The sequence below is a fragment of the Mesorhizobium sp. WSM4837 genome (assembly GCF_055811435.1).
Genome location: NZ_JBVVQE010000076.1, coordinates 19772 through 33858, shown reverse-complemented (window position 1 = coordinate 33858; position 14087 = coordinate 19772). Strand labels below are relative to the sequence as shown.

The 14087-nt window shown below is 63.4% G+C and carries 14 protein-coding genes and 1 pseudogene; 6 read left to right on the top strand and 9 right to left on the bottom strand.

The features are described 5' to 3' along the window. From AC0L3D_RS30550 to AC0L3D_RS30540, 3 genes are all read left to right on the top strand, one after another. The coding region (locus tag AC0L3D_RS30550; protein ID WP_473646843.1) for a tripartite tricarboxylate transporter TctB family protein at positions 1-559 on the top strand (559 nt) is incomplete at its 5' end. 13 nt (positions 560-572) lie between these two features. Then, entirely contained in the window at positions 573-2075 is a 1503-nt protein-coding gene (locus AC0L3D_RS30545) for a tripartite tricarboxylate transporter permease (protein WP_473646841.1), read from the top strand. Between the two features lie 98 nt (positions 2076-2173). Beyond that, a complete protein-coding gene (locus AC0L3D_RS30540) occupies positions 2174-3148 on the top strand; it encodes a LacI family DNA-binding transcriptional regulator (RefSeq protein ID WP_473646839.1) in 975 nt (324 codons plus the stop codon). Here the strand turns inward: AC0L3D_RS30540 and AC0L3D_RS30535 are convergent. Continuing rightward, positions 3126-3299 (bottom strand): hypothetical protein, encoded by a 174-nt coding sequence (locus AC0L3D_RS30535; RefSeq protein WP_473646838.1) that lies wholly within the window; start codon positions 3297-3299, stop codon positions 3126-3128. The two genes, AC0L3D_RS30540 and AC0L3D_RS30535, sit on opposite strands and share 23 nt — an antisense overlap. 10 nt (positions 3300-3309) lie before the next feature. Next, positions 3310-3780 carry a MarR family winged helix-turn-helix transcriptional regulator gene (locus AC0L3D_RS30530; RefSeq protein WP_473646837.1) on the bottom strand — a complete coding sequence of 157 codons (471 nt, stop codon included), beginning with the start codon at positions 3778-3780 and terminating at the stop codon, positions 3310-3312. Positions 3781-3923: 143 nt separating this feature from the next. Here AC0L3D_RS30530 and AC0L3D_RS30525 point away from each other — a divergent pair, with 143 nt between their 5' ends. Both AC0L3D_RS30525 and AC0L3D_RS30520 read left to right on the top strand, forming a co-directional pair. Beyond that, positions 3924-4718: an alpha/beta fold hydrolase gene (locus tag AC0L3D_RS30525; RefSeq protein WP_473646835.1), complete on the top strand. Its 795-nt coding sequence runs from the start codon at positions 3924-3926 to the stop codon at positions 4716-4718. A 211-nt stretch (positions 4719-4929) separates the two neighbouring features. Further along, positions 4930-5142, top strand: a pseudogene (locus AC0L3D_RS30520) (LacI family transcriptional regulator); the annotation flags it as partial. Positions 5143-5397: 255 nt separating this feature from the next. Here the strand turns inward: AC0L3D_RS30520 and AC0L3D_RS30515 are convergent. Then, positions 5398-7104: a winged helix-turn-helix domain-containing protein gene (locus tag AC0L3D_RS30515; RefSeq protein WP_473646833.1), complete on the bottom strand. Its 1707-nt coding sequence runs from the start codon at positions 7102-7104 to the stop codon at positions 5398-5400. Between the two features lie 212 nt (positions 7105-7316). Between AC0L3D_RS30515 and AC0L3D_RS30510 the strand changes: the two genes are divergently transcribed. Next, positions 7317-7934 carry a cupin domain-containing protein gene (locus tag AC0L3D_RS30510; RefSeq protein WP_023797387.1) on the top strand — a complete coding sequence of 206 codons (618 nt, stop codon included), beginning with the start codon at positions 7317-7319 and terminating at the stop codon, positions 7932-7934. 281 nt (positions 7935-8215) lie between these two features. Here AC0L3D_RS30510 and gndA read toward each other — a convergent pair whose 3' ends face one another. The 6 genes from gndA to AC0L3D_RS30480 all read right to left on the bottom strand — a co-directional run bounded on the left by gndA (position 8216) and on the right by AC0L3D_RS30480 (position 14059). Further along, on the bottom strand, positions 8216-9643 hold the full coding sequence (gene gndA / locus AC0L3D_RS30505) for an NADP-dependent phosphogluconate dehydrogenase (protein WP_473646832.1): 1428 nt from the start codon (positions 9641-9643) through the stop codon (positions 8216-8218). Between the two features lie 144 nt (positions 9644-9787). Then, entirely contained in the window at positions 9788-11413 is a 1626-nt protein-coding gene (locus AC0L3D_RS30500; protein WP_473646830.1) for a copper resistance CopC/CopD family protein, read from the bottom strand. A 54-nt stretch (positions 11414-11467) separates the two neighbouring features. After that, positions 11468-11986 carry a YcnI family copper-binding membrane protein gene (locus AC0L3D_RS30495; RefSeq protein ID WP_473646829.1) on the bottom strand — a complete coding sequence of 173 codons (519 nt, stop codon included), beginning with the start codon at positions 11984-11986 and terminating at the stop codon, positions 11468-11470. 39 nt (positions 11987-12025) lie between these two features. Beyond that, a complete protein-coding gene (locus tag AC0L3D_RS30490; protein WP_473646827.1) occupies positions 12026-12562 on the bottom strand; it encodes a copper chaperone PCu(A)C in 537 nt (178 codons plus the stop codon). A 104-nt stretch (positions 12563-12666) separates the two neighbouring features. Beyond that, entirely contained in the window at positions 12667-13023 is a 357-nt protein-coding gene (locus tag AC0L3D_RS30485) for a DUF2946 family protein (protein WP_473646825.1), read from the bottom strand. 142 nt (positions 13024-13165) lie between these two features. After that, complete coding sequence (locus tag AC0L3D_RS30480) at positions 13166-14059, bottom strand: GntR family transcriptional regulator (RefSeq protein WP_128247306.1); 894 nt, start codon at positions 14057-14059, stop codon at positions 13166-13168. Positions 14060-14087: the final 28 nt, after the last annotated feature.

The window sequence follows — 14087 nt, the reverse complement described above, 5'->3', positions numbered from 1 at the left end:
CTATAAAACAACAACCCATAACAAAAAACGGCCGCCCCCCCCGCCCCCCCGGGGGGGGGGGGGGGGGGGTTTTTTTGGCGCGGGCCCCCCCCCCCCCCCCGCCGCCAACGCTGCTCGCGCATGGAGGAGCACACGGCAGATGGGCGATTTCACGCGCATCACGATCGATTTCCAGACCTCGCACCTGGTGTTTCCGACACTGATCGGCGGCATTCTGCTTGCGCTGGGGATGGCCATTCTCATCACGCGCCGGCAGGCGATCGCCGGCGCCGGCCGGTACTGGTCGCAGACCTTGGCGGCGATGGACAAGCTGCGCTTCTTCGGGACGATCGCTTTGACGCTGGTTTATTTCCTGCTGATGGTCCCTGTCGGTGACATCTGGCCCAACACGGGCATGGGCTTCCTAATCTGCTCCATCCCGTTCGTGGCGCTCAGCGGGCTGCTCTACCTGCAGGAGCGTACAAGGTCCGCCGTCATCGTGCTTGGCGTGGTGGCGGTCGCCGCGCCCGTGCTGGTGTGGTGGGTGTTCGCGCACGTCTTCTTCCTGACGCTGCCCTGACCGGGAGAACCCAATGGAACTGTTCGGTTTCGTCACGCCTCTGTTCGTTCTGCTGATCGCCGGCGGAACGGCGATCGGCATCGTATTCGGCGTCATTCCCGGCCTGACGGCGACGATGGCGGTGGCCGTCTGCCTGCCGATGACCTACTCGCTCGGGCTCGAGAACGGCCTCGCGCTGCTGATCGGTCTCTATGTCGGCGGCATCTCGGGCGGGGTGGTGCCGGCGATCCTCAACGGCATACCCGGCACGCCGTCGTCAGTGGCGACCACGTTCGACGGCTTCCAGATGGCCCGTCAGGGCAAAGGCGAGCAGGCGATGCGCATCGCGATCATCGGCTCGCTGATTGGCGGCCTGATCTCGCTGGCGGCGCTCTACCTGTTCACGCCGTGGCTGGCCGATTTCGCGATCCGCTTCTCCTACGTCGAAAAGTTCCTGATCATCCTGTTCGCGCTGACGGTGATGGGCGCGCTGTCGAGCGACATGCTGCTGGGCATCTTCTCGGGTTTCCTGGGCATCTTTGTCAGCCTCGTCGGGGTCTATGACGTGACCGACGGCGGCAACGGCCATTTCCGGTTGATCCCGCCCGGCATGGAGGACATCCTCTACGGCGGCTTCGCGCTGCTGCCGGTGCTAATCGCGCTGTTCGGGCTGACGACGGTGCTGGAGGAGGCCGAGATCGGCATGCCGAAGGGGCCTTCGGTCAAGGAACTGGAGTCGGGCGGCAGGTCGAAGTTCTCGTGCTCGATATTTCGGGGCCAGACGCTCAATCTTATCCGCTCGTCGGGCATCGGCACCTTCGTCGGAATCCTGCCGGGGATCGGCGGGTCGGCAGCGTCGATCCTCGCCTACACGGCGGCGAAGACGAGTTCGTCGCATCCTGAGACGTTCGGCAAGGGCGAACCGGCGGGCGTCATTGCTTCGGAGACGAGCAACAACGCGCTGACCGGAGGGGCGCTGGTGCCTCTGCTGTCGCTCGGGATCCCGGGAGATTCGACCACTGCCCTTCTGATCGGCGCCTTCGCGCTTCAGGGCATCCAGGTCGGGCCCCTGTTCATAGGCCAGCATCCGGAAACGTGGAACTCGATGATCATCGCGATGCTGCTCGCCAACCTGGTCACGTTCGCGATGATGTACTACGCGATCCGCTGGTTCTCGCTGGCGGTGGCGATCCCGAAGGCGATCCTCTATCCGGTCATCCTGATGATGTGCGTCATCGGCGCCTACACGATCAATTACGGCATCATGTTCGACGTCTGGACGCTGCTCTTCTTCGGCGTGCTAGGCTGGATCGGCGTCAAGCTGGGGCTGGAGGTCGCGCCGTTCATCATCGGCTTCATCCTTGGCCCCTCGGCCGAGATCTATTTCGTCAAGAGCCTGGAATCGTTCGGCGATCTCATGATCTTCTTCACCAAGAGCTGGATTGCCGCTTTCCTGTGGCTGCTTATCGTGGCGTCGATCGCAGTTTCGGTCGTCATCGGCTGGCGCCAGCGCGCGGAAAAGCTCGCCGCCGGTTGAAACTTGCCTTTCGGGCCGGCCGAAGAAATAAGTCGTACATGGTTGTGGATGAAACTTCGACGCGCGCTAGGCGCAGACGCCCGTCAGGGGCGGTGACCATGCAGACGGTCGGCCGTTTGGCCGGCGTCTCTCAGGTCACGGTCTCACGCGCGCTTTCGGAACCGTCGAAAGTCTCTCGGGAGACTCTCAGGCGCATCCACGAGGCGATCCGAGTCACCGGGTTCGTTCCAAACGCGCTCGCCGGCGCGCTGGCCTCCCAAAGGAGCATGCTGGTTTCGGCGTTGGTACCGTCCATCTCGAACATCGTCTATGCCTCGATGATCGCCTCGTTCAACGAACGCATGCGCGCGCGCGGCTACCAAATCCTGTTGTCGGAGACAGGTTTCGACCCCGGCGACGAGGAGGCGTTCATCGCCACCCACCTTTCGCGCCGGCCCGACGCGGTGCTGCTCACGGGCATTCACCACTCCGCCCAGGCGCGGCGTATGCTGCTGGCGGCCGGCATACCGGTCGTCGAGGTCTGGGACATCAGCACGACACCGATCGACATCTGTGTCGGCTTCTCGCATGTCGAGGCCGGCCGTGCGGCGGCCGAATTCGCTGTCGAGGCAGGGTATCGCCGCGCGGCCTGCGTGTCGGCCGGCGACGAGCGGGCGCGCCGGCGCCAGCAGGCGTTCTCGGACCGCTTCGAGCGGAGTAGCGGCCATGCCGTCCTGAAAGCGGCTTTCGACGCGCCGGCGACTCTGGCCAACGGCCGCGCCGGGCTTTCGCGCCTGCTGCGGGAAGGCTTTTCAGGCGGCGTGGTGTTCTGCAGTTCCGACCTGCTTGCGCACGGCGTTCTGATCGAGGCGCATGCCCAAGGCCTCTCGGTCCCCGGCGACGTCGCGGTGGTCGGCTTCGGAGACCAGGACTACGCCGCCGCGTTGGAGCCCGCGCTAACCACCATACGCGTCGATCGTGAAGCGCTCGGCGCAGCCGCCGCCGAGACCATATTGTCGCGCTTCCGCGGCGAGGATCAGCCGCAAAACGTCATCGACATCGGGTTCAGGATCATTCGGCGAGCATCAGCCTGAGCACGTTTCGACGGCACCCCCGTGGACCCTGTGAAGCGATGTCAGGTTCCACAAACCAGTTGTAACGACGCGCTTCCTGCATCATCGCGATGAAGGCCGGCGCCATCAGGAGATTGGTGGTTGCGCCGCCGGTGCCGAGGGCTTTCGCCATGCTTGCCGGCTTAGGCCGTGCTCCTCCAGACGCCCGTATGTTCATAGATCGCGTCACGTAGCGCCCTGACGTCACGGTTGATCTGGTTGAGATGGGCTGGGCTTTGTCCTGAGGAGGAAAGCAGAGCGTCAGCAAGGCAACCTGCACGAGATCTGAGTTCGCGTCCCTTATCAGTCAGCGCAACCACGACCTGCCTCTCGTTCGCGGGATTGCGTGTCCGGCGCAGAAGTCCTGCCGCTTCGAGCCGTTTGAGCAAGGGCGTCAGAGTGCTCGACTCCAGCGCTAGCCTTTCGGCGATGCCGCCAACGGTCAGCTTGTCCTCGCGCCAGAGGACATTGAGTACGAGGTATTGGGGATAGGTCAGGCCCAAATCGTCCAGCAGTGGCTTGTACACTCTCTGGATCGCCATGCCGGCAGAGTAGATCGCGTAACAGAGCTGATCGTCGAGCGGCAATGGGTTGTTGAGTCTTTTCGGCGGCATGGGTGGCTCTCCTTGGACCCGATATAGCCTACCCGATCCCAAAAAAGAATATCGCGATAAAAATTATACTGGACACATCGCGGCCGGAGTCGTAGAGAAAGATATCGCAATAATTGTTATCGGATTAACAAGAGGAGATCAGCATGACTTCCAGGACGACCAACCTTCTGGCCGCAACTGTCGCCGTCGCAGGAATTGCCGCAGCCACGGCCACTCACTCTGCCGAGATAATTCCCGACAACCAGACCGTCCGGAACGTGGTGCTGGTGCACGGCGCGTTCGCTGATGGATCGGGTTGGCGCGGCGTCTATGACGAACTGACCGCCCGCGGCTATCGTGTGTCGATCGTCCAGAACCCGCTTACCTCGCTTGCGGACGACGTTGCCGCAACCAAACGCATTCTTGACCGTCAGGATGGACCTGCGGTCCTTGTGGGACATTCCTGGGGCGGCACGGTGATAACGGAAGCAGGTACCCATTCAAACGTGACAGGCCTGGTTTACGTATCGGCGTTGTCGCCGGATGCCGGAGAGACGACTGCGCAGCAGTACGAGGGTTACCAGACCCCGCCTGAATTTGTCATCGAAACCACCGCGGACGGCTTCGGCTTCGTTTCTCCCGAAAAGTTCAAGATTGGCTTCGCCAACGACGCGACGGACGCGGATGCCGCTTTCATGCGGGATTCTCAGGTGCCGATAAACATGTCCGCCTTCGCAACCAGGCTCGAGCATGCCGCCTGGCGAAGCAAGCCGAGCTGGGCAGTGATTGCTACCGACGACAAAGCCTTCGATCAGCGTATGTTGCAAGCGATGGCGAAGCGCATCGGGGCGACAATCACGGAGGTCGCGGCAAGCCATGCGGTCTTTATGACTCAGCCAAAGGTCGTCGCTGACGTGATCGACGACGCTGCCCGCAAGGGATCTGTCGAGGCGCAATAGTTCGGCCACGCGCCGTGTGCGGACATTTCGAGCTTTAAGCTGTCATAAACGAAAATACGGCCGCCGGATGGCTCATCCGGCGGTTTTGTTTCGAGAGTGTTTCTCTCCGACTCGCAGACCACTGCCGGTTGTCTCCTTGAAGGCAATCCGGCAGTGGACTGCGCTGGCACTTCTTCGCTACGACCAAGGCGGTCGAGGAATGTCCAGGTTCAGGCTCGGCCGGGACGTCGACGCGGTGTCCAAGCAGTCGTCCGACTTGCTGCACCTGTTCCGCAGGGAATTGCTGGCCGTCAACGAGAACTTCCGGCTGGCCGGCGCGGAGCTCGCCCGCTCGGTGCTGGGCTGGATCGGCGGCGCGGCACCCGGCTCCTTGCAGAGCCTGAGCAAGCCGACCGGGGTTATGGCCTATCGCCGTCCCGACTAGAGCGGATGCGGTCAAATTGAGCCATCCCGCTCCATCTATTTGTCTTAGCCGCATTTCTGCGACGCCGAGTGATTCCACTTGGCTGCAAAATGCGCGCTGCTGACTGGCAGCCTTGGGGCCGAAAACAGACCGGCAGCTTCGGTCTGCAAATCGTCCAGAGCGGACATATACGTTGGGCGCGGGCATCGTCGTGAGACGCGCGGCCGCAAGGACACTTCGACGTTGCCGCTCCCGCCCTACGGCCTCAAGATTGACTCAGCGCTCGACGCATTCTGGCAGGTGCACAGGCTTTTCGAAACGGGCCACCGCTTCTGCCTTTGCACAGGGCGGGAAACCGGCGAGCCGCATGGTCTCGATGAGCCGCCGCCTGTCGTCTTCATTTGTGTCAGGAAGGCTAACAAATCCCTCTATGGTAAGATCGGGAAACCATTTCAGTGCTTCCGCAAGCGCGGTTTTCGCTTCCGCCGTTCGGCCGGAGGCGGCCAGCGCAGCTGGGCGATATACCCACATCCGTCGACCGTAGTTCTCCGGACCCATTTGCTTCTGCATGCGAAGCGCGTCTTCATAGCGTCCGGCCATGAAATAGGCAGCAGCAAAAAGCCTCGTACTCGCCATCGGGTAGTTCGGGTTAAGGCGGATTGCCCGATCGGCCATCTCGGCACCGCGCTGCGGCTCGCCGAAGCTGGATGCCAAGAAAGCGTAGAAGCTCAGAATTTCGAACTGGTTCGGCGCCATGCGTAGCGCCGTGTCGAATTCCATCTTGGCACGTGCAAGATCATTCCTGTCGCCGAAACTGAAGCCCAGCACGGCGTGCGCCTCCGCGTCGCTCGGGTCGAGCATGACCGCACGTTCGGCAGCCTCGGCGGCCAGTCGGAAGTTGGCCTCGAAATCGGCGCCGAAACTGGGCATGACGCCATACGCGTGATAGAGCTCGACCCAGGCGCGCGCGAGCCCCGGGTCGAATTCGACGGCGCGTTTGAGGAGCTTGATGGCCTCCTCGACATCGGCGCGATTCATCTTCGCAAGCTTTTCCGTGCCGAGCAGGTACAGCTCGTAGGCAGTAAGGTCGCTTGGCGGCTTGCGATGCGCCGCAATCCGGCCTGCAACCTCGATCACGCCGTGCCCGCCGCCGAGGCGGTTGGAGACCTGCTCGGAGATCTCCGTCTGGATAGCGAACAGATCTTCGTCGGGCCGGTCCCAGCGGTCCGACCATAGATGTTTGCCGGTTGCCGCGTCGAGGAGCTGCGCAGTGATGCGCAGCCGGCCGGCCTGGCGCTGGATTGAGCCTTCGACCACGAAACCGACCCCGAGCGTTTTGGCGATCTCGGCCAAACCGATCGATCTTCCGGCATATGTTTCAGTAGAGTCGTGCGCGATTACTTGAAATTCCGGGAAACGTGCGAGATCGGTGATGATTTCTTCGGTCAGGCCGTTGCCCAGTCGGCGTGCGGACGTCTCCTCACCCAACACGTCGAAGGGCAGCACCGCGACCAAAGGCTTGCCGCCAGGGGAGAGGGGCCGCAGCATCCACCCTGCAACAGCGGCGACAGCAAGCACAATCAGTAGCGACCCCACAAAGGCGGCGAGCGGTCGCTGGAGCGCGCGATTACTCGTCCGGCTCGTGGCGGGCATCGCAGCCGCATTCGCCTCCGGCAGCGCCAGCACGTAGCCGCGCCGCGACTTGGTCTTCAGGATGGCATGTCCGTCATCCTTCAGTGCGCGTCGGATCTCGTGGATGCATTGCACCAAGCTGTCGTCAGTGACTGCCGTTCCCGCCCACACCGACTGCATCAGCTCACCCTTGGTGACGAGTCGGTTGGGGTTGTTCGACAAATAGCGGAGCACCGCGAACGCCTGCGGCCTGAGATCAATCGGATTGCCCGGCCCGTCGCTCAGCGTTTCGTTGCTCAGGTCCGCAACTACCCCATTGATAAGGAGCCTGGTCGGCGCCGGGGTGTTCATCGGCTATCTCAATGTCGCTGTCTTGCCTGCCTCGCTTCTTACCATAGTTTTCGGCGCCTGGACTGTCGCCCGATCGTCGTTTCTTCGGCAAAAGATCGTACGGCATTCGTTACTCGACAAGCCCTTCGGCTCACCCTCATGGCAACGTCTTCGGCATTGTCCCGAACAGCCGCCCAACCACAAACTCGTTGCATCGAGAGGAAGACCCACCCATGAAGCCGCGATCAGTCAACGCACGTCGTATCGGCATACTTGTGTTCTCACTGTGTGCTCTCGGGCTCATTCCCTCAGCGCCGATGGCCGCGGATGCCAAATTGGTCGTCGAGCCGGTGGTCGAGAAAAAGGTGAAGGAACTGCCACCCGGACCATTGTTCTGGCGGTTGGAGAATTTCCCCACCCTGGCCCAGGCCCAGGGCGCTGCGGGCTCCACCTCGCTTGCGGCGGAGGTCGCAGGCAAGGTCTGGCTGTTCACGCTTGGGCCGAAGGACGGCGCCACTGCCGGCGGAACCAAGGTAACTGAGATTGGTCCCCTCCCATCGGTCAGCGCGAGCGAATACTTGCTGCGCATCAACCGTGCCGGGGGCGCGCCCGGCGCCAAGTCGTCGATCCATTCACATCCGGGACCGGAGGCCTTCTATGTCCTGGCCGGCAAGCTCGGCCAGAGGACGCCCCACGGCGTGGCTTATGCCGAAGCCGAAACGACCATGGTCGGGCATGGCGCCGATACTCCTATGGAAGTGTTCAACGCCGGAACAACCGATCTCGATCAGTTGGCCATCTTCGTGGTGGATGCCAATCGGCCGTTCTCGTCGCCGGCCAGCCTCGATTGAAGCGACATTTCGCTGGGTCGCGCGAATGTTTGGACGGCGACGAGGCGCCACCCCGGCGCTTTCATCACGGCGCGGTATCTACAAGAGCGGCGCATGCTGTTCAGGTATCGCGTCCGCTTGCCCCGAATGCAAATCCTCGATCGCCGCGGCGCGGGCGCCGTTGCGCTGGCATCAACCTGGCCTGCTGCTCCATATGGCGCAACCACGATTTCCACCGTGGCCGCTGACAATGTCGGCTTTCAGGCGGTGGCAAAGCTGACTTTAGGGGCCGATATCAGGCGCTAACCTGCCGCTCCGCTCCCCCAAGGGCCATGGAAAGCGCCCGGCCCGTCGATACGCTCGAAGCCGTGCGCGCCGAAGAAATCGCGTTGCGCCTGGATCAGGTTCGAGGTGCCGCGGCCCTGGCGATAGCTGTCGAAATAGGCAAGCGCCGACGACAGCGCCGGCACCGGCGAGCCGGCTTCCGACGCCCTTGCCACGATGCGCCGCAGCGACGGATGCGCCTCCTGCATCATCGCGATGAAGGCCGGTGCCATCAAAAGATTGGTGGCCGCCCCGCCGGTGCCGAAGGCTTCCGCCATGGTGTCCAGCAATTGCGAGCGGATGATGCAGCCTGCCCGCCAGATCTTGGCGATGGTCGGCATCGGCAGGTTCCAGTTGAATTCCTTCGATGCGCCGCTCATCACCGCAAAGCCTTGCGCGTAGGCTGATATCTTGCCGGCGAACAGCGCCAGTTCGAGATCGCCAAGAAGCGCGTCCTTGTCTCCGGAAATGGTGGTCACGCCGCCTTTGCCATAGGCGTTTTCGGCGGCCAGCCGCTCGTCCTTGATCGACGACAGCACGCGCGCCGCCACCGCGGCCTCGATCGCGGTGGCCGGAATGCCGAGCTGCTGCGCCTCGATCACCGACCATTTGCCGGTGCCCTTCTGGCCGGCGCGGTCGAGGATGATATCGACCACCGGCTTGCCTGTCTTCGGATCGTCGGCGTCCAGCACCTTGGCGGTGATCTCGATCAGGTAGGAGTTGAGCCGGCCCTTGTTCCAGCCGGCAAACACCTGTGCGATCTCCTTCGGCCCCATGCTTAAGCCGTCGCGCAAAATGCCGTAGATCTCGGCGATCATCTGCATGTCGGCATATTCGATGCCGTTATGGATGGTCTTGACGAAGTGCCCCGCGCCATCGGTGCCAAGCCATGCCGCACAGGGTTCATCCCTGAACTTGGCCGAAATGGCGGTCAGCACCTTTTCGACGCGTTTCCAGGACTCTTCGGTGCCGCCGACCATGATCGACGGTCCATGGCGCGCGCCCTCCTCGCCGCCGGACACGCCCATGCCGATGAAGGTGCGACCCGAATCGGAAAGCTCGGAGAAGCGCCGCATCGTGTCGCGGAAATTGGCATTGCCGGCATCGATGACGATGTCGTTGGCCGACAGCGCGCCGCGCAGTGCCGCGATCTGCTCGTCGACCGGCTTGCCGGCCAGCACCATGATGATGATCGGCCGTGGCGGCCGGATGGCGGCGGCGAGTTCCTCCAGGCTGTAGCAGGGCACCACCATGTTCTTCAGCGCCCCGGCATTCTCGACGAAGGCGTCGGTGCGTGCCGCGGTGCGGTTGAAAACGGCTATACGGTGCCCCTTCTCGGCGATGTTGAGCGCCAGGTTGGAGCCCATCGTGCCAAGGCCGATCAGACCGATTTCGGCTTTTTCCATCGTTTCTTCCCTGCTTTCGGATCTTTTGTTGAGGCCGCGCATTGTGGCGACGACCATTCTTGTCGGGATGCCATTCTTGCCGGATGATTGACGGGCCTTCAGGGCCGCGTCAACCGCACTCGCCGAATTGTGTTGCAGCTGTCCTCATGGCCTGATGTCGATCGGCGCCTCTATCTTCACCATCTCGAAATCCGAGACGAGAATATCGAGCCGTGCCGTCCATCGGCCGGGAACCGGGACGACGAGACCGTCGATGCGCCAGGTGCCGTCGCCTGGCTTTGTCGCCGCGCGCTTGATCGGCTCGATCCCGGCATCGGGTTTTGACAGCACCAGCGTCACTTGTTCAGCGTCGAGCGGGCCGAAATCGCCGGTCATGATGACGATCGAGGCGGCAACCGGTCCAACATGGCCGGGTGTGATGCTGAGGTCGGCCATCGCCTTCGGCGTGTGGATATGCACCGACGCCGGCTGCGCTGCTGCGATCGCCAGGGCGCGTGGCGGCGGCGTGAAGCGCCAGCCGGCGGCAACGCCGAATATCGCCAGAACGATCAGCATCTCAATGCCGATCGAGCGGACCAGCCTCTTCTGTACTTCCGTCTCTCCCGCTTCCGCGGGACCGGTCAGCTTCCAGCGGTTGATGGCGGCCAGAGTGAACAGAAACAACAGCAGCGCCAGCTTGACCAGCAGCAGCCGGCCGTAGGCGGTCTCGAGCAAAGCTGCGGGCGCCTGCACTTGGATGACAGCCAGCACGAAGCCGGTGGCCGCAAGCACGGCCACGACAGGCAGGATCGCCTGGGAAAACCGATGCAGGAAAGGCGCGGCCTCGGCCGGCTTCCGCCTGATAGTGAGACCGAGCGGCGCCAGCGCCCCGGCCCAGAACGCGATGCCGGCGCCGTGCAGAAACACCATCGGCCTTGTCAGCCATTGCGGTTCGGCAGCACTTGCATGTCCGCTGGCGGCAAGGGCGGCGCCGACACCGGCCAGGCCGGTAAGGGCAAACAGCTTTGCGCCGCCGCGCGGCCCGACCAGCGACAGCAGGCCAAGCCCGAGCGCCACCAGCGCGACCAGCACTGTCCAGCCGAAGCCGGTGCCGAGCCCGGCCTGCCAGACGCCTGGCTGCGCCAGCCGGGCGAGCGGTGCGCCGAGCGCGTCCAGTCCCTGCAAGCTGAGCGACAACGGCGCCGCGACGAGGCCGCACAGGATCGCGGCGATGACGAAGCGCCGGCCGGAACGCTCACCCTTCGCAAGCCAGGCGATGGCAAAGGCGCCGCCGACGCCGAGAAACAGGCCGACATAGAGAAAGACCTTGCCGATCCAGATTGCCGACCTCAGACCCCGGTCGACAGCTTCGGCGACGGCCGGCGCCGCACTCGGCGCGCCGATCGAAAACAGCACCGAGCCGCCGACCGGATGGCCATCGGCGGAGATCACCCGCCAGCTCAGCACATGCGTGCCGGATCCGAGCCGTTGCGGATTGTCGATGTCGAGCGTCTGGCCATTGAGCCGAAAGGATGTCAGCGGAACCGGCGTTCCATCAGGTCGCACCAAGGTCAGCGCCAGCGGTGACACCGGCTCGCTGAAGGTCAGCGAGAACTGCGCGGGGCTCTGCGCCAGCACGGCGCCGTCCGTCGGCTCGGTTGTGACCAGCGCCGCGTGGGCGAAGGCCTGACCTGGCGCGGCAATGGCGGCAAGCAGCACGATCGCAGCCAGCAGGCAGATCGCAAATCGGCCGGTTGTGCAGACCGTTCGCAGCAGGGATGCAGCACTCATATCACGGCACAAAACAGCGGCGCACTCTTTCGAACAAGGCGCGCCGCCAAAAAATCATAGCTTCGGCGCAAGCTTGAGGCCGGGCGCCGGATATTCCAGCGCGTCCTCATCCTGGCCAACCGCTGGTATCTCGATCCAACGTTCGGCGGCGCCGTCGCATTCCTGCACCACCGGGAAGTAGAGCGTTTGGCCGGCCGGCAGATCCGCCGCCAGTGTGCCGCGGAAGACGAATTCGTCGTAGAATTCGTCCGGCAGGCTGCCGCCGCTCCAGTTGACTTCCTTGACGCCGCTGGACACCTCTTGACCATGGAGCTGATAGGATTTCTCGTATCTGCCGTTCTTGACCTGCAGCGTCCAGCCGGCCTTCGGCATCGGCTTCACTGAAATCACTCCCTCCGGGATCTGCACGCGCACGGCGGTCGTCGCCTTGCCTTCACAGCCATGCGGCACGCGCAGGACGGCCTTGTAGGTCGAACCGACCGCCGCCTCCTGCGCTTCCAGCGTAATGTGGGCAAAGGCAGCACTTGTCCCCAGGACGAAAAACACGCCGGCCGACAGAAGATAATTGTTCATGATGGTTCCTCGAGTTTGAATTGAGCGGATCTGGCCGGATCAATTGGCATGGTCGTGCATGCCGCCCATTTCGCCCATGCCCTCGACGGCGAACTCGACGGTCACCGTGCCGGCCTTCTCGAAAGTCAGCCTGGCGGGAAACGTCTCGCCTTGCTTGGGCTGCTGCTTCAGCCCGACAAACATCAAATGATAACCGCCGGGCGCTAGCGCGACCTTGCCGCCGGCCGGGATTTCGAGGCCGCTGACCGGCCGCATCGTCATGACGCCGTTCTTGACGCCCATCTCATGCAATTCGGCCTTGGCCGAAATTTCCGAGGAGATCGACAGCAGCCGGTCCGGCGAACTGCCGGTGTTGGTGACGGTGAAATAGCCGCCGGCCACTTTGGCGCCCGGTGGCGTGGCGCGCGACCAGGGATGCACGATTTCGAGGTCGCCAACCCTGAACTCATGCGCGAAAACGGCTTGGGCGTTGACGAACAGCAGGGCGAGGAGGAGCACGGTGACGCCGAGTCGCTCCTCGAAGCTGCGCAGGAAGCCGCTGTTGCGGCCGAGCCGCACGCGAAAAGTGTGAGACATGATAGCTCCAGGAACTGAGAAATCGCGCCGTCGGCCGGTCGCGAACAGTTTCGATGTTGAACGAATTCGCCCGCGAAAAATTCCGCAAGGCGAACCGGGACGGATCAGGCCGTCACCGGAGGCGCGCGCGGATTCGACGGAGAGCGGTCGCGGGCAAAGTCGAGATGCCTGAACGCCGGCAGCACAAACGCGACGGTTTCGAGGGAAAAATTGCCGGACAGCGTGGCGGCAGCGGGCGGCAGCGCGTAGACAGCCGAAGCCATGCCGCAGCCGGGCATGCAGCAGGCCGGCATGTGCTGCTGGTGCGGATAGCCGCTTGGACGCTGGGCCGCGCCCTCATGGGTGCAGATGACGTTGCCGAAAGCGTCGCGTTTCGAAGCATCCGCCCCGATGCCGAAGGCGAATGCGCCAAGCACCGACTGGAGCACGAGCAAATAGGCCGCGGCGAATGTCGCCGGCATGCTCCATCGTCTCTGCCGGATGTTCAAAGGCCTGCCTCCTCACGCAGCAACGGCAAGATATCTAGCACGCGGCCGGCGGTCGGAAAATCGCCAAATCACCACTGCGGCAACGCGGCGCTTTAATGCAACAACCTAAAGCTCGCTACGCTTGCTGGCCTTCTGGAATCGACGTCAGCAGCGTGTGCCGCGCGGACTTCAGATGCTTGCGGCAGGCGGCGTCGACCTTGCCGAGATCGCGCGATTTGAGCGCCGCGATATAGGCCAGGTGTTCCGCAACCGCCACTTCGTTGCGCTCGCGCTCCTGCGCCTTGTTCCACTGATAGTGGTAGTGGAAGATCATGGCGATGACGTCGTAGAAATCGACGATGAAGCGATTGTGCGACGCGCGGTGGATCAGCCGGTGAAAGCGCTCGTCGAGCTCCGAGAATTCGTTGAAGCGCGTGGCGATCTGGCGCGCCAGCAGGCGATGCTCGTCCTCCAGCAGGTCGAGGTCGGCCCACACCGGGCTGTCTTCCGGCAGCGCGGCGAAGGCGGCGGCCGAGCGTAGTTCGAACATCTCGCGGATTTCGGTCAGTTCCAGCGCGAAAGCGCGGGTAAAGCCTTTCAGCACCCAATGGCTGTTGCGGCGCTTCTCGATCAGCCCGAAGCGGGAAAAGCGGATCAGGAACTCGCGCACGCTGGTGGTGCCAACGCCGATCTCGCGCGCCAGCTCGAGTTCGTTGATCTGCATGCCGGGCTCAGCACCGCCGGCAAGCAGCCGCCGCATGAAGGAGCGCTCGATGATCTGCGACAGCGTGTCGGTTTCTTCCTCGGGAAAAAAGTCGTCCGGCCGCGGCACGCGCAAAACCGTCTTGCTGCGCTTGTTCCAGGCGATCAGCCCGGTCTCTTCCATGCGCGCAAGGATGGTGCGGATCGTCGTGCGGCTGACGCCAAGCAGGGTGCCCAGCTCGGGCTCCGACGGCAGGCTTTTCGTTTCGTCGAGCAGCCGCAAACCGCGATTGTAGGCGTCCTTATAGACGTTGTTGCTCTTCGACATCCCCTGCCCCGTTGCGGCCGGCGCTTGC

Excerpts from the sequence above, each read along its gene's own strand:
- AC0L3D_RS30525 (WP_473646835.1), top strand. The coding sequence starts at position 3,924 with ATGACTTCCAGGACGACCAACCTTCTGGCCGCAACTGTCGCCGTCGCA.
- AC0L3D_RS30515 (WP_473646833.1), bottom strand. The coding sequence starts at position 7,104 with ATGAACACCCCGGCGCCGACCAGGCTCCTTATCAATGGGGTAGTTGCG.
- AC0L3D_RS30500 (WP_473646830.1), bottom strand. The coding sequence starts at position 11,413 with ATGAGTGCTGCATCCCTGCTGCGAACGGTCTGCACAACCGGCCGATTT.
- AC0L3D_RS30535 (WP_473646838.1), bottom strand. The coding sequence starts at position 3,299 with ATGGCGAAAGCCCTCGGCACCGGCGGCGCAACCACCAATCTCCTGATG.
- AC0L3D_RS30485 (WP_473646825.1), bottom strand. The coding sequence starts at position 13,023 with ATGCCGGCGACATTCGCCGCGGCCTATTTGCTCGTGCTCCAGTCGGTG.
- AC0L3D_RS30530 (WP_473646837.1), bottom strand. The coding sequence starts at position 3,780 with ATGCCGCCGAAAAGACTCAACAACCCATTGCCGCTCGACGATCAGCTC.
- AC0L3D_RS30510 (WP_023797387.1), top strand. The coding sequence starts at position 7,317 with ATGAAGCCGCGATCAGTCAACGCACGTCGTATCGGCATACTTGTGTTC.
- AC0L3D_RS30495 (WP_473646829.1), bottom strand. The coding sequence starts at position 11,986 with ATGAACAATTATCTTCTGTCGGCCGGCGTGTTTTTCGTCCTGGGGACA.
- AC0L3D_RS30490 (WP_473646827.1), bottom strand. The coding sequence starts at position 12,562 with ATGTCTCACACTTTTCGCGTGCGGCTCGGCCGCAACAGCGGCTTCCTG.
- AC0L3D_RS30545 (WP_473646841.1), top strand. The coding sequence starts at position 573 with ATGGAACTGTTCGGTTTCGTCACGCCTCTGTTCGTTCTGCTGATCGCC.
- gndA (WP_473646832.1), bottom strand. The coding sequence starts at position 9,643 with ATGGAAAAAGCCGAAATCGGTCTGATCGGCCTTGGCACGATGGGCTCC.
- AC0L3D_RS30540 (WP_473646839.1), top strand. The coding sequence starts at position 2,174 with ATGCAGACGGTCGGCCGTTTGGCCGGCGTCTCTCAGGTCACGGTCTCA.
- AC0L3D_RS30480 (WP_128247306.1), bottom strand. The coding sequence starts at position 14,059 with ATGTCGAAGAGCAACAACGTCTATAAGGACGCCTACAATCGCGGTTTG.